The sequence below is a fragment of the Massilia sp. LC238 genome (assembly GCF_000735635.1).
In the GTDB taxonomy this organism is placed as follows: domain Bacteria; phylum Pseudomonadota; class Gammaproteobacteria; order Burkholderiales; family Burkholderiaceae_D; genus Telluria; species Telluria varians.
On record NZ_JNNN01000007.1, the window covers coordinates 26,968 to 40,875 of the forward strand.

12 protein-coding genes and 1 tRNA gene are annotated in these 13,908 nt (G+C 67.8%); 9 read left to right on the forward strand and 4 right to left on the reverse strand.

The features are described from left to right. Positions 1-3 precede the first annotated feature (3 nt). Together FG94_RS01460 and FG94_RS01465 are read left to right on the forward strand one after the other, a co-directional pair. Positions 4-2,079, forward strand: coding sequence for a GDSL-type esterase/lipase family protein (locus tag FG94_RS01460; protein ID WP_051995977.1), 2,076 nt, complete (start codon positions 4-6; stop codon positions 2,077-2,079). A 35-nt stretch (positions 2,080-2,114) separates the two neighbouring features. After that, positions 2,115-2,189, forward strand: a tRNA-Val gene (locus FG94_RS01465). Between the two features lie 102 nt (positions 2,190-2,291). Here FG94_RS01465 and FG94_RS01470 read toward each other — a convergent pair. From FG94_RS01470 to FG94_RS28525, 3 genes are all read right to left on the reverse strand, one after another. Further along, a complete protein-coding gene (locus FG94_RS01470; protein WP_051995979.1) occupies positions 2,292-3,323 on the reverse strand; it encodes an AI-2E family transporter in 1,032 nt (343 codons plus the stop codon). A gap of 36 nt (positions 3,324-3,359) precedes the next feature. After that, positions 3,360-4,229 (reverse strand): protease HtpX, encoded by an 870-nt coding sequence (gene htpX / locus FG94_RS01475; protein WP_036206060.1) that lies wholly within the window; start codon positions 4,227-4,229, stop codon positions 3,360-3,362. 172 nt (positions 4,230-4,401) lie between these two features. Continuing rightward, positions 4,402-4,683, reverse strand: a complete 282-nt coding sequence (locus tag FG94_RS28525; protein ID WP_036206062.1) for a DNA-binding transcriptional regulator — start codon at positions 4,681-4,683, stop codon at positions 4,402-4,404. Between the two features lie 207 nt (positions 4,684-4,890). Here FG94_RS28525 and FG94_RS01485 point away from each other — a divergent pair, with 207 nt between their 5' ends. The 4 genes from FG94_RS01485 (at position 4,891) to FG94_RS01495 (ending at position 7,412) form a co-directional block, all read left to right on the forward strand. Then, positions 4,891-5,910, forward strand: a complete 1,020-nt coding sequence (locus FG94_RS01485; RefSeq protein WP_229445808.1) for a GGDEF domain-containing protein — start codon at positions 4,891-4,893, stop codon at positions 5,908-5,910. 78 nt (positions 5,911-5,988) lie between these two features. Next, complete coding sequence (locus FG94_RS26355; RefSeq protein WP_081925716.1) at positions 5,989-6,165, forward strand: MHYT domain-containing protein; 177 nt, start codon at positions 5,989-5,991, stop codon at positions 6,163-6,165. 3 nt (positions 6,166-6,168) lie between these two features. After that, entirely contained in the window at positions 6,169-7,026 is an 858-nt protein-coding gene (locus tag FG94_RS01490) for an MHYT domain-containing protein (RefSeq protein ID WP_051995981.1), read from the forward strand. Positions 7,027-7,037: 11 nt separating this feature from the next. Continuing rightward, on the forward strand, positions 7,038-7,412 hold the full coding sequence (locus FG94_RS01495; protein WP_161783925.1) for a response regulator: 375 nt from the start codon (positions 7,038-7,040) through the stop codon (positions 7,410-7,412). On the opposite strand, the gene FG94_RS01500 is transcribed toward FG94_RS01495, so the two are convergent. Then, the gene (locus tag FG94_RS01500) at positions 7,409-9,445 is read right to left on the reverse strand and encodes a tetratricopeptide repeat-containing diguanylate cyclase (RefSeq protein ID WP_229445810.1); all 2,037 of its coding nucleotides are present in this window, start codon (positions 9,443-9,445) and stop codon (positions 7,409-7,411) included. The genes FG94_RS01495 and FG94_RS01500 overlap by 4 nt on opposite strands. Before the next feature lie 386 nt (positions 9,446-9,831). On the opposite strand from FG94_RS01500, the gene FG94_RS01505 reads away from it, so the two are divergent. The 3 genes from FG94_RS01505 (at position 9,832) to FG94_RS01515 (ending at position 13,854) form a co-directional block, all read left to right on the forward strand. Next, positions 9,832-11,226 carry an amino acid permease gene (locus FG94_RS01505; protein ID WP_036206064.1) on the forward strand — a complete coding sequence of 465 codons (1,395 nt, stop codon included), beginning with the start codon at positions 9,832-9,834 and terminating at the stop codon, positions 11,224-11,226. Between the two features lie 122 nt (positions 11,227-11,348). Further along, positions 11,349-11,966 (forward strand): isochorismatase family protein, encoded by a 618-nt coding sequence (locus tag FG94_RS01510; protein WP_036206066.1) that lies wholly within the window; start codon positions 11,349-11,351, stop codon positions 11,964-11,966. A 118-nt stretch (positions 11,967-12,084) separates the two neighbouring features. Then, positions 12,085-13,854 carry a thiamine pyrophosphate-requiring protein gene (locus tag FG94_RS01515; protein ID WP_036206068.1) on the forward strand — a complete coding sequence of 590 codons (1,770 nt, stop codon included), beginning with the start codon at positions 12,085-12,087 and terminating at the stop codon, positions 13,852-13,854. Positions 13,855-13,908: the final 54 nt, after the last annotated feature.

Consider the following 13,908-nt stretch of genomic DNA (forward strand, 5'->3'; position numbering starts at 1 on the left):
CACATGAACTTCAGTATCGATCGCAGCGCCAGGTTGCGCCATGCGTTGGCGGGCCTGGCGCTGTGCCTGCCCGCGCTGGCGGCAGCGCAAGCGCCTGCGCACCCGTTGCACTTTCATTTCGGCAGCCAGCCGGCGCCCGGCGCCATCCAGGTCAAGTGGAAGGCGGACAGCGGCGCGCCCTTGTACGATGCCGCCCTGGGCTACGGTTTCGTCGAGCGTACCGGGGCGCTGCCTGCGCGCACCGTGCACACGAGCGGGATCCGCAGCGATGGCAAGGGCTTCGCGATCAGCGAGCCGGCCTTCGAGGTCGAGAAAGGTTTCGAAAAGGACCATTACAACAACTATGGCATGGCGTTTCGCATCAAGGCGGCCCCGGGCGCCTACGCGATCAGGGTCAACACCACCTCGCCGATCGAGGACACCATCGTCTCGGTGACCGGCATGCAGGCCAGCCGCCTGGGCCCCGGCGTGTTCTGGGATGCGGCCAGCCTGTTGCCGAACAGGACGGTAATCAGCGCACAAGGCAGGCAATGGTCCTATCGCTACGTGAACGGGCGCGGCTTCATCGACATCGAGATCGAGCCGAAGCGCACCGGTACGCCGGTCGGCGTCGAGGACATCGTGCTCGCGCCGATCGCGCCCCAGGTGCGGGAGGCCGGCAGGCTGCCCACCATCTACACGCTGGGCGATTCGACCGTCAAATCCTATACTTTCGACGAGGCGCCGATGAGCGGCTGGGGGCAGGTCGTCGACAAGCTGTTCGACCCGCGCCAGTTCAGGCTGCTGAATTATTCGATGGGCGGGCGGTCCTTTCGCAACGCCTATGCGGAAGGGCGCCTCAATGACCTCTTGATGGACGGCCGTGTCGGCGACATCGTGATGATCCAGTTCGGCCATAACGACGAGAGCCTGGACGAGGCGCGGCGCTTCGGGCGCGGATCGACCGAGGCGATGTACGAGACCTTCTTTACCGAGTTCTACTTGCCGGCGATCCGCGCGCGCGGCATGGTGCCGGTCTTCGTCACGCCGATGTCGCGCGTGAACGGCAACGCGCGACCCGGCGACGTGTTCGTCGATTCCTTCAACAAGCGCCGCTTTCCCGCGCTGATGAAGAAGCTGGGCGCGGCGCATGGGGTCACGGTGGTGGACCTGAACGCGCGCAGCGTCGACTACTACAACGAGGTGGGCGCCACGGGCCTCATGCCGATGGTGATGGCGATCGAGGCCGGCGAGACGCCCGGCAAGACCAACGACGGCAGCTACGCCAACGGCCACCCCGCCAACAAGATCGACGGCACCCATTTCCGCGAGTCGCTGTCGAAACAGTATGCGCGCATGGTCGTCGGTGAACTGGCGCGGCTGGCAGGGCAGGGCGACAGTGTCGCTGCCGGCATCGTTGCCGGACTGCGCAGCGAGGTGCGGGCCGCGATCGCCGCCGGCGACTGGTCGTCGGTCCATCCTGAAACCGCGCGCGACGTCGTGGCCGGCGAAGGCGCGTATTACCGCGACCAGGTCGAGAAGCTGCTGCAACTGCGCATCCTGAGCAAGGATGCGCAAGGCAATTTCAATCCGCAGCAGACCATGCAGACCCGCGAATTCGCCGCGGCGCTCGCCAGGGCGATGGGCCTGCCTGCGGCGAGACTGGCGCAGTACGCCGACGGCCCGCTCTCGCGCGAACTGATGGGCGTGATCCTGCTCGATGCCTACCGCGCCCGCTTCGCCGCCAGGCCGGCCTACATGACCGAGTACAACGGCAAGACCGTGCCGCCGGGCGCGCCCGGCTACGACCCCAACCTCGACAGCGGCGCGCAGGGCGCCATGTACTACCCGCTGGTCGGCTGGGAGCGTTTGCTCGATCGCGGCGAGGTGTCGGCCCCGTATACCGCCAGCTTGAAAGAAGCCTATGAACTCGGCCTGGTGCGCGCGGAGGCAGGGATCCAGCGCGGCCGCATGCTCAATGGCAGCCAGCTCGAACCGAAGGCGCTCGTCAGCCGCGCCAAGGCGGCCAAGGCGCTGTACTTCATGTGGGTGCTGGCGCAGCCGCCGAAAGCAGAGAACGATAATCCGGTTGGATATTGATGAATCTCAATAGATGGTGCATAATACGCGCACTCGGGAGGTTAGCTCAGGGGTAGAGCACTGCATTCACACTGCAGGGGTCGCAAGTTCGAAACTTGCACTTCCCACCAGAATAAGAAAATGCCCGCAACGTGCAAACGTTGCGGGCATTTTTTCATTCTAGGGTCCGGGAAGACGGGCGCGACGGGCGCAATACGCGCCCGTTTCACGTGCTAGGCCCTAGGCGTCACTTGTCCTTCGCGCAGCCAGCTGAACAGCACCGCCATCATGAAGGGCCCCACGAACAGCCCGATCACACCCAGCGTCGACACGCCCCCCAGCAGGCCGAACAGCACCGCCAGGAAAGGCAGGTTGACGCGGTGGCCGATCAGTTTCGGGCGGATGAACTTGTCGACCATGAACAGCTCCACTGCACCCCAGGTGAACAGGCCCAGCGCGGCGCCCGCGTTGCCCTGGCCGAGCAGCAGCAGCGAGACCATGGTGAAGGAGAGCGGCGCGCCGCCGGGGATCAGGGCCAGGTAGCCGGTGATCACGCCCAGCATCGCCGGGGCCGGCGCGCCGGCGACGTAGTAGGCGACGCCCAGCACGATCCCCTCCAGCAGCGCGATCGAGCACAGGCCGAGCGCGGTGCCGCGCACGGACAGGGGCAGGATGCGGCGCAGGTTGCCGTAGTGGTCGGGCAGCAGGCGGCTGCCTGCGCCATCGACGTAGCGCACCACGGCGGGGCCGTGCAGGTAGAGGATGAACAGGGTGAGCAGGGTCAGGAACAGGTACAGGGCATTGGCGAGGATCACCGAGCCCCAGAAGCGCGCCGCGCCCGTCAGGTGCGGCATGACGCCGCCCAGGGTGGACTGGATCAGCGCGTTCAGGCCGCCCGGCACCGCGAGGTGTTCGTTCCACCATTCCAGGATACGCTCGGCCACCACCGGGATGCCGGCCAGCCAGGCTGGCGCCGCCACCCCGACTTCGTTGAGCTCGGCCAGCAGGCGCTGCAGGCCGACCAGCTCGTTGCCGAGCGCCTTGAACAGCAGCAGCGAGGGTCCGACGAAGCACAGCACCAGCAATCCGAGCAGGATGCTGGCGCTGGCCATGCGCGGCAGCCCGCGCGCCTGCAGGCGTTCGTGCAGCGGCCAGGTTATGACCGCCAGCAGGCCGGCCCAGGCCAGCGAGCCGAGGAAGTGCTGCAGCAGCAGCGCCAGTGCGATTGTGAACAGCACCGGCAGCACGAGTGACGAGTAGCGCATCCTGGCCTGGACCCCTTGTTATGTTGTGTTAAGTGTTCAGGCGCGCTGGAGCGCAGCGATGCGCTCCTCGCACGACGGGTGGCTGCTGAACAGCGACATCACGCCGCCGCCGGCGATGCCCGATGCCGCCATGTTCTTCGGCAGCGCGCCGGCGCTGATCCCGCCCAGCCGTGCCAGCGCATCGATCATCGGACGCGGCGTGCCCATGATTTGCGCGGCGCCGCGGTCGGCACGGAATTCGCGCTGGCGCGAGAACCAGGCCACGATGATGCTGGCCAGGATACCGAACAGGATATCGCAGACGATGGCGGTGACGGTGTACGCGATGCCCGGGCCGCTGCTTTCCTCGTCCTTGCGCAGGAAGCTGTCCACCGCGTAGGCGACCACGCGCGCCAGGAAGATCACGAAGGTGTTCACCACGCCCTGGATCAGGGTCAGCGTCACCATGTCGCCATTGGCGATGTGCGCGACCTCGTGCGCCAGCACGGCCTCGACCTCGTCCTGCGTCATGGACGTCAGCAGGCCGGTCGATACCGCCACCAGCGACGCGTTCTTCGAGGCGCCGGTGGCAAAGGCATTCGGTTCGCCTTCGTACACGGCGACTTCCGGCATGGCGATGCCGGCGCGCTGGGCCTGGGCCGCCACGGTGGCCATCAGCCAGGCTTCGGTCGCGTTCGAGGGCTGCCCGATCACGCGCGCGCCGGTCGACCACTTGGCCATGGGTTTACTGATCAGGAGCGAGATGAAGGCGCCGCCGAAGCCCATCAGGCCGGCGAAGACGAGCAGGGCGCCGAGGTTCAGGCCGTTGGCGGTGAGGAAGCGGTTGACACCCAGCAGGCTGGCGGAAATGCCCAGCACCAGCATGATGGCAAGGTTGGTGGCGATAAGAAGTACGGTGCGTTTCATGGTTCCGGTATGCGTTGATCGATAGCGGCAGGACGGCTTGGGGGCCGGTCCTGCTCAGCCATAAGGATAACGCACCCGGCTGGTCTGGGAAAAGCGAAGAAATTCGAAGTTTTACTTCATAAATACAGAAGTGCTACCTCTGGGGCGCATGCCCGGCGCCCAGCGGGAGGGCTCAACCGTGCAGGTCTTCGTCCTTGAGGGTGCCGTTGACGTACAGGCGCAGCAGGATCGCGACCGGCGGCGGGACCACGACGCCGGTCTCGAAGCGGCTGCCGCTGGACTGGGTGACGCCGAAGCGGCTCCAGAATTTCTCCTGGCTTTCGCGTTTGCGGATGCGCAGCCGGCGCAGTTCGTGCGGCGCGGCGGGCCAGGGCGCGTTCTGGGGCGCCGGTTCCGCTACCAGGTCTATTCCGACGGTGTCCACACCGAATTCCTCACCCATCTTGCCAGCCATAAGTAATCCCTTTCGTTCGCCCATGTCGATCTCACCTGCGACCGGATGGGCCGCACCAAAGACTTGATCGTAGCCGGAAAGAGATACCCCAAGGCTCACGAAAAATCACGACCATGCACTTTTTGTAAATTGAACTTTTGGCACAGGGGCCAACGGCGGCGCGAACTCGGGTATGATCTGGAAGTTGCTTTTTGTCATCATATTGGAATGTCCACCCGCCCGGCGATGAATACCAAGACCGACCCGGCCAGCGCTGCTGCGAGCAGTTTCGCCACGCGCGCCGTCAACCTCGTCAACTCCGGCCTGATCGTGCTCGACGCCGGCCACGAAATCGTCCTGTGGAACGGCTGGATGGTGCCGCGCTCCGGCTATGCCGCCGCGCGGGTGCGCGAGCGTTCCTTGTTCGAGGTCTTCCCGGAACTGCGCGGCTCGCGGGTCGAGTCGGCGGTGCTGGCAGCCCTCACCGAGGAGACCGCGACCACGATCCCGGCCTCGAGCGGCCGGGCCCCGTTCCCGCTGCGCGAGGCGGGCAGCTTCGATGGGGCGCGCATCGAGCAGGCGGTGAGCGTGACGCCCTTCAGCGAAGGCGGCGAACGCTTCTGCCTGGTCGAGATCCGCGATGTCAGCGGCGCCGCCGACCGCGAGCGGCGCCTGCTCGACCACGCGGAATCGCTGCGCGCCCGTTCCTATGTGGACGGCCTGACCGGCATCGCCAACCGCCGCCATTTCGACGTCGCCCTCGACCGCGAGCTGCGCCGCGCCCAGCGCAACGGCGGCGCGCTGTCGCTGGTCCTGATGGACATCGATTCCTTCAAGGCCTACAACGACCACTTCGGCCACCAGGAGGGCGACGCCTGCCTGAGCACCGTGGCGCAGGCGCTGGCCGCGATGTGCAAGCGCCCGGCCGATGTCGCCGCGCGCTACGGCGGCGAGGAGTTCGCGGCGATCCTGCCGGACACCACGATCGAGCAGGCGCGCGCCCATGCGAACGCGATCCGCGAACACGTGGCTTCGCTGGGTTTGCCGCATGCGCCGGCGGCGGTCCGTCCTTATGTGACCCTGAGCATCGGGGTGGCCGGCTTCGAGCGCGGCCGCGCCATCGAGCCGGCCCAGCTGATAGAGGCGGCCGACAAGGCCCTCTACGCTGCCAAGCGCGGCGGACGCGACCGGGTGGTGGTCGACGGCGACGTCGCGGCCGCGGCCGTCCTGTCCTGTCAGATTCGATAGCGCCAGGTCCGGCCGGCGTCGTGTACACTCGGATCGCCAGGCCTGCGCCGTGCCTGGTGCGGACATGAAGGGATTTGAATGGCTCCTATGCTGATCGGCCATTACCAACCAACGCTGGTGCTGCTCTCGATCCTGGTGGCGATCTTCGCCTCGTACACGGCCCTGAGCCTGTCGATGCGGGTCAAGCAGTCGCACGGCCATGCGCCGCATGCCTGGATGGCGGGCGGCGCCTTCGCCATGGGCAGCGGCATCTGAGCCATGCACTTCATCGGTATGCTGGACTTCCGCCTGCCGATGCCGCTCGCCTACGATCCCCTGATCACCTTCATCTCCTGGCTGCTGCCGGTGGTCGTGTCCGGGATGGCCTTGTGGCAGCTGCGCCACCGCGAACTCTCCGTGCGCCACCTGGCCTGGGGCGCGATCCTGATAGGCCTCGGCATCAATGCCATGCACTACACCGGCATGGCCGGCATGCGCATGGACCCGGCCATCCGCTACGATCTCTGGCTGTTCGCCGCCTCGGTGGCGATCGCCATCGGCGCCTCCGCCGGCGCGCTGTGGATCGGGTTCCGCCTCAACGAGAACGTCAGACATCCGCGCCTGCTGCAGCTGGGCGCCGCCGTCGTCATGGGCGGCGCGATCGCGGGCATGCACTACACCGGCATGGCCGCGGCCCACTTCGATGCCGCCAGCGTCTGCCGCGCCGCCGACAACGGCGTCAACCAGGACCACCTGGCCATCCTGGTCGCCGTGGCCAGCTTCGCGGTGCTCAGCATCGCGCTGCTGGCGGCGGTGTTCGATACCCGCCTGGAGTCGCGCAACCGCACCCTGGCGGCCTCGCAGGAAGCGGCCGTCGAGCGCCAGGAGCTCTACCTGCGCGAGCAGAAGGCGCGGGTCGAGGCCGAGCACCTGAGCCAGCTGAAGGACGAATTCCTGGCCACCCTGTCGCACGAACTGCGCTCGCCGCTCAATGCCATGCTGGGCTGGTCGCAGCTGCTGCTGCAGGGCCATCGCGACGAGGCCATGCTGCGCCGCGGCCTGGACCTGCCGCGGCGGCGTCGCCCGGCCCGGTCGACCAGCCGGCCGGCCAGGCGGGGGGCGGCCTGGCCGGGCTGACGCTGCTGGTGGTGGACGACGAACCCGATTCGCTGGAACTGGTGCAGCAGGTGCTGGCCGAGAGCGGCGCCCGGATCGTGACCGCGACGGGCGCGGCGGATGCCCTGCGCATGCTCGAGCGCCACCGTCCCGACCTCCTGATCAGCGACATCGGCATGCCCCTGATGGACGGCTTCGAGCTGATCCGGCAAGTCCGGGCCGAGCGTGACAGGACCCTGGCCGGCGTGCCGGCGATCGCGCTCACCGCCTTTTCGCGCCGCGAGGACCAGCAGCGCGCCTTGGCGGCGGGCTTCGACGAATACCTGGCCAAGCCGCTGCGGCCGGCGGAGCTGTTGCAGACGGTGGTGGGAATGGCGGGGTGCAGCGCCCTGAGCCGCTCGGCCTAACCGGCCGGGTGCAAGTGCAGGTCGGGCAGCACCAGGTGCAGCTGCAGTTTGCGCTCCAGGCCCGGGTTCGCGCCCGCGGCCTCCACGCCCTCGACGATGAAGGCCCGGTTGCGGCCCGCCTCCTTGCCCTTGTAGAGCGCGCGGTCCGCCAGCGCGATCGCCTGCTCCCAGCCAAAAGCTTCGCTCGATCCGAGCGGCAGCGAGACTGCGCCGGCGGTCGCACTCACCGAGAGGGCGGTGCCGTCTTCCAGCAGCACCGGCGTGCTGGCGATGGCATTCAGGATGCGCTGCACCAGCAGCGGACGCCGGGCTTCGCTCACGCCCTGCGAATACACCAGGAATTCCTCGCCGCCCCAGCGCAGCACCATGTCCGTGTCGCGCACCACGCCGTTCAGGCGGCGTCCCACCTCGACCAGCACCGCGTCGCCGGCGGCATGGCCGTGCTGGTCGTTGATGCGCTTGAAGTGGTCGATGTCGAGCAGCGTGAAGCAGTCGTCGCTGGCTGCCTGCTGGGCGCGCATGCGGTCGACGAAGGAACGGCGGTTGTACAGGCCGGTAAGCGGGTCGTGCGCCGAGCGGTGCGCCAGTTCGGCGTTCAGTTCGGCCAGGCGCAAGCTGGTCGCCTGCGACTTCCGGTACAGCATGAACACGAAGGCGGACAGCAGCAGGGCGATGCCGGCGCCGAGCGAGGCCAGGGCCAGGCGCAGGTTGCGGTTGTCGATCTCGGCGTCCTTGACCGCGTTCTCCTGGCGCAGGCGGTCGATCTGGGCGGCGCGCTGTTTCGCATTGAACTGTTCCTGCAGCGCGGCGAAGGCCTTGTCGCGGCGCTCCAGTTCCAGCGATTCCTGGATCTTCTCGCGCTCGCGCACCGTCTGCAGCGCCTGCTTGTGCAGGCCGGCCCGTTCCAGGGCTTCGCCCTTCTCGGCCAGGATGTTCGACACCGCCAGCATGGCGCCGGCCTTGCGCAGCTCCTGCGTGGTGCGGTCGATGTGGACCGTGCCTTCGGCCATCCGGCCCTGGCCGAACAGCGCGAAACCGAGGTTGGCATAGACCATCTGGATGATGCTCTGGTCGGTCACCGCCTCGGACAGCGCCACGGCGGCGCGGGCGGCGCGCTCGGCCTCGACCCAGCGCTGGGCCCGCAGGTAAGCGTCGGAGACGTTGCCCAGTACGCTCGCCTCGATCCAGCGCAAGTCGTGCTTGCGCGCCAATGCCAGCGCGTGCTCAAAGGCGGCGTGCGCCTGCGGCAGCTGGCGCAGGGTGACGTAGGCGCGGCCGTCGAGGAAGTACATCAGGGCTTCGACCCGCGGCGGGAGTTCCTCGCCGGCGCGCGCCTCGCGGTAGGCGCGCGTGGTGTCGAGGGCCTTGACCGGGTCGCCGCTGTTCACGTACAGGCGCGCCAGGGCCAGGCGCAGGTCGGCTTCGCGCGGACTCCACAGGGTCGGTGTGCGCTGCACCAGTTCGAGGGCGTGCAGGTAGTGCGCGAGGGCGCGGTCGTGCTGGCCGGTGGTGTTGTAGATCGCGCCATACGCCGTTTCGGCGTTCGCGGCGAACTCGGTGCTGTGCAGCTCGCGGTACTCGGTGTTCAGGTTTTCCAGCAGGGCCATCGCGCCGGCCGGGTCGTTGTCGTTGAGCCGCTTGTGGACCCGCCCCAGGCTGGCCAGGGCCAGCTGCAGGGCGTCCCCCTCGCGCGTGGCGAGCCGGATGATGCGTTCGTCGACCGCATAGCTGTCCGCCAGCCGGCCGGCGTCGATATGGATGCGGCGCAGCAGGCGCAGGTAGGCGACGTGGAGGGCATAGGGCGCTCCCTCGGTGAACGCGGGCGCTTCCGCCAGCAGGCGCGCGCGTGCATCGGGATTGCTGCGCTCGGCCAGCTGGCCCAGCTCGCGCAGGCGCAGCTCCGCCGCGACCGGGCCTGCGGCCCCGGCATGCGCGCCCGGGACCGCGGCGGCGCAGGCCAGCGCCAGCAGCAGGGCGGGCAGGGGCCGGCGCCAGGTGCGCATCGCCTGGGGTGATGCCTGTCGAGTCGTCATGGTGCGCAGCTGCAGCAAAAGAGGGGGTGCGTGGAAGGGCCGCAGGGCCCGGGCGCCGCCGGCCGCGGCGACAGGAAGATTATGTTCTGTTGACTTGTGGAAATCAAGCAGCGCCGCGCGGCCAGGACGAATACGCAACGGTCGTGGTTTTTTGATTGAAACAAAAGAATTATTCGGTTTTCATTACTTTACTTTGATTCCGACTAGCAATCTGGTGATAATGTCACGTCTGCGGCTTCGGGCAGGAGCGGAAGCGGCAAGAGGCGAGAGTCGGTTCACGGGTCGGGCATGCGGTCTAAGCGGCCGGATGGCGAGCACGCAAGGCATACGGTGCAGCGGCAAACACAAGACGCGGAACCAAACTATTTTTGATTGGAGAACAAGTAGTGAGTCTTTTCAGAACCAAAAATCTTGACACGATGGTCGCGGCGGCCCAGAAGCCGGGCGGCCTCAAGAAAGTGCTGGGTCCGTTCGACCTCGTGTTGATGGGCATCGGGGCCATCGTCGGCACCGGCATCTTCGTCCTGACCGGCACCGGCGCCGTCACCGCCGGTCCGGCCCTCACACTGTCCTTCATCATCGCCGCAATCGCCTGCGGCTTCGCCGCGCTCTGCTATGCCGAATTCGCATCGAGCGTACCGGTGGCCGGCTCGATCTACACCTACAGCTACTTCACCCTGGGCGAGATCGTCGCCTGGATGATCGGCTGGGACCTGCTGCTCGAATATGGGCTCGCCACTTCGGCGGTCGCGGTCGGCTGGTCGGGCTACTTCCAGTCCCTGCTCAAGGGTATCGGCATCGTCCTGCCGGAAGCGCTGCGCGCGGCCCCGGGCGCCCAGCCGGGCGTGAACACCCTGTTCAACCTGCCCGCTTTCCTGATCATGATGTGCCTGACCTTCCTGCTGTCGCTCGGCGTGCGCGAGTCGGCGCGCCTGAACAACATCATGGTGATCATCAAGACCGGCGTCGTGATCCTGTTCATCGTCGTCGGCGTCAACTACGTCAAGCCCGACAACTGGCAGCCCTTCATGCCCTTCGGCGCGGGCAGCGTTCTGAGCGCCGCGGCGCTGGTGTTCTTCGCCTTCATCGGCTTCGACGCCGTGACCTCGGCGGCCGAGGAAGTCAAGAATCCGGCGCGCGATCTGCCGATCGGCATCATCGGTTCGCTGGCCGTGTGCACCGTGCTGTACGTGGCCGTGGCGGCGATCATGACCGGCATCGTGCCCTACATGCAGTTCGAAGGCGTCGACCACCCGGTCTCGCTGGCGCTGCAGGTAGCGGGCCAGGACTGGGTCGCCGGCTTCGTCGACCTGGCCGCGATCCTGGGCATGAGCACCGTGATCCTGGTGATGGCCTACGGCCAGACCCGCATCCTGTTCGCCATGTCGCGCGACGGCCTGCTGCCGGCCAAGCTGTCGGAAGTGCATCCGAAGTACGGCACCCCGTACTTCGCCACCTGGATGGTCGGCATCATCTTCGGCCTGATCGCCGCGCTGGTGCCGCTCGGCGTGCTGGCCGAGCTGGTCAACATCGGCACTCTGGCCGCGTTCTCGCTGGTCTCGGTGGCCGTGATCATCCTGCGCAAGAAGCGTCCGGACCTGCCGCGCGCCTTCCGCTGCCCGGGCGTGCCGGTGATTCCTGCGCTGGCCATCATCTTCTGCCTGGTCCTGATGTCCTTCCTGAGCTGGCACACCTGGGTCGCCTTCGGCATCTGGATCGCGATCGGCCTGGCCGTGTACTTCCTGTACGCCCGCCAGCGCTCGCTGCTGCACAAGCAGTAAGTCCGCGCTAGCACGATCATGAAGCGCCCGGTCCACGCGAGTGGCCGGGCGCTTTCCGTTCCGCCTTCCATTCGTCCTCCGTGGTAAGCTTGCCCGCAGTTCCACTAACGGAGAATGCTTCCATGAGCGCCATCGTGCTCGGCAAGGGTGACGCCCTCCTGATCGTCGACCTGCAGAACGACTTCCTTCCCGGCGGCGCGCTGGCCGTGCCGCGCGGCGACCTCGTCATCGCCCCGATCAACGCGCTGATCGACCTGTACCACGAGCGTGGCCTGCCCATCTACGCCTCGCGCGACTGGCATCCCGAGGACCATTGCTCGTTCACGGCCCAAGGCGGACCCTGGCCGCCGCATTGCGTGGCGGCCACCGAGGGCGCCCTGTTCAGCGAGGTCCTGCAGCTGCCCGAGGAGGCGATCGTGATCTCCAAGGCCCTCACGGCGGCCGAGGATGCCTACTCCGCCTTCAACGGCACCGGCCTGGCGCGCAGCATGCTTGCCGACGGCATCACCCGGCTGGCGGTGTGCGGCCTGGCCACCGACTACTGCGTGCTCAATACGGTGCTGGACGGGGTCGAGGCCGGCTTCGAGGTGCTGCTGGCGCTCGAGGCGACCCGCGCCGTCGAAGTCAAGCCCGGCGACGGCGACCGCGCCATCGCGCGCATGCTGGCCAAGGGCGCGGTGCCGGTGCGGCTCTCGGCCGGCCAGCTGGTGGCCGACGTGGCGCTCGGCGCCCGGCTCTAGGTACGGCCTGGCCCGCTTGCCCTGCTATGCGCGCCAGCGCACGGTGCGGCCCCGCCAAAGGCCGTAGCCTGCCGGTTCCTGCCTGCCACCCGGCGGGCCCACCAGCAAGGGGAATCGAATGGCAACGGTCGGCGACTTCCTGCTCGAACGCCTGCGGCAATGGGGCGTGCGGCGCATCTTTGGCTATCCAGGCGACGGCATCAACGGGATCATGGCCGCCTTCGGGCGCCAGGACGCCCTCGAGTTCATCCAGACCCGGCACGAGGAAATGGCGGCCTTCATGGCCTGCGGCCACGCCAAGTTCACCGGCGAGGTCGGCGTCTGCCTGGCCACCTCGGGACCGGGCGCGATCCACCTGCTGAACGGCCTCTACGACGCCAAGCTCGACCACCAGCCGGTGGTGGCCATCGTCGGCCAGCAGAAGCGCGGCGCGCTCGGCGCCAGCTACCAGCAGGAAGTCGACCTCGTCAGCCTGTTCAAGGACGTCGCCGGCGAGTACGTGCAGATGGCAACGTCGAGCGAACAGGTACGCCACCTGGTCGACCGCGCGGTGCGCATCGCCCTCAGCGAACGCTGCGTTACCTGCATCATCCTGCCGAACGACCTGCAGGAGGAAGACGCGGTACCGAACCCGCCGCGCGAGCACGGCTACACCTTCAGCGGGATCGGCGCCGGCAGCCGCGCCCTGGCGCCGCCTGATGAGGCGCTGCGGGCAGCGGCCGCGATCCTGAATGCCGGCAGCAAGGTGGCGATCCTGGCCGGGGCGGGCGCCCACGGGGCCCATGACGAACTCGCCGAGGTGGCCGAACTGCTGGGCGCCGGCGTGGCCAAGGCCCTGCTGGGCAAGGCCGTGCTGGCGGACGAGCTGCCCTTTGTCACCGGATCGGTCGGCATCCTCGGCACCCGGGCCAGCAACGCCATGCTGCAGGATTGCGACACCCTCCTGATGGTGGGCTCGAGTTTCCCCTACGCCGAATTCCTGCCGCCCGAAGGGCAGGCGCGCGGCGTCCAGATCGACATCGACGGCCGCATGCTGGGCCTGCGCTATCCGATGGAGGCCAACCTGATGGGCGACGCCAGGGCCACGCTGCGCGCCCTGATTCCCCACCTCGAACGCAAGGAGGAGCGCGCCTGGCGCCGGAAGATCGAAGCCGATATCGTGGACAGCCGGCGCCAGCTGGCGCAGAAGGCCCTGGAGCCGGCCAAGCCGGTCAATCCGCAGCGTGTGTTCACCGAACTGTCGCCGCGCCTGCCGGAGGGCGCGATCCTGGCCGGGGACTCCGGCTCGGTGGCGGCCTGGTATGCGCTGCACCTGCAGCTGCGTCCCGGCATGCTGGCTTCGCTGTCCGGCACGCTTGCGACCATGGGTTCGGCCGTGCCCTACGCGCTGGCGGCCAAGATGGCCCATCCGGACCGCCCGGTGATCGCGCTGGCCGGCGACGGCGCCATGCAGATGAACGGCATCAACGGCCTGGTGTCGGTCGCCTGGCACTGGCAGCACCGCCGCTGGCCGAACGCGGCCTTCGTCGTGCTGGTGCTGAACAACCGCGACCTGAACTTCGTCACCTGGGAACAGCGCGGGATGCAGGGCGAACCGAAGTTCCAGCCGTCGCAGCTGCTGCCCGATTTCTCCTACGCCGACTATGCGCGCATGCTCGGCCTGGCCGGCGAGCGCATCGAGGATCCGGAACAGCTGGGGGCGGCCTGGGAGCGGGCCTTGGGGAGCGACAAACCCTTCGTGCTGGAAGCGGTGGTGGACCCGAACATCCCGCCGCTGCCGCCGCAGACAGTCGAGAAGCAGCGCGAGCAGTACGAGGAGGCGATCGGAAAGGGCGACAGCGAGGCGGCGGATGTGCGGCGCGGCGCCGATGCGCAGTCCGATTCTTGAACATTTGGTAAGATTTTGGCTGACCCGTTTTTGTATTTTTGTAATCCCTTTCTT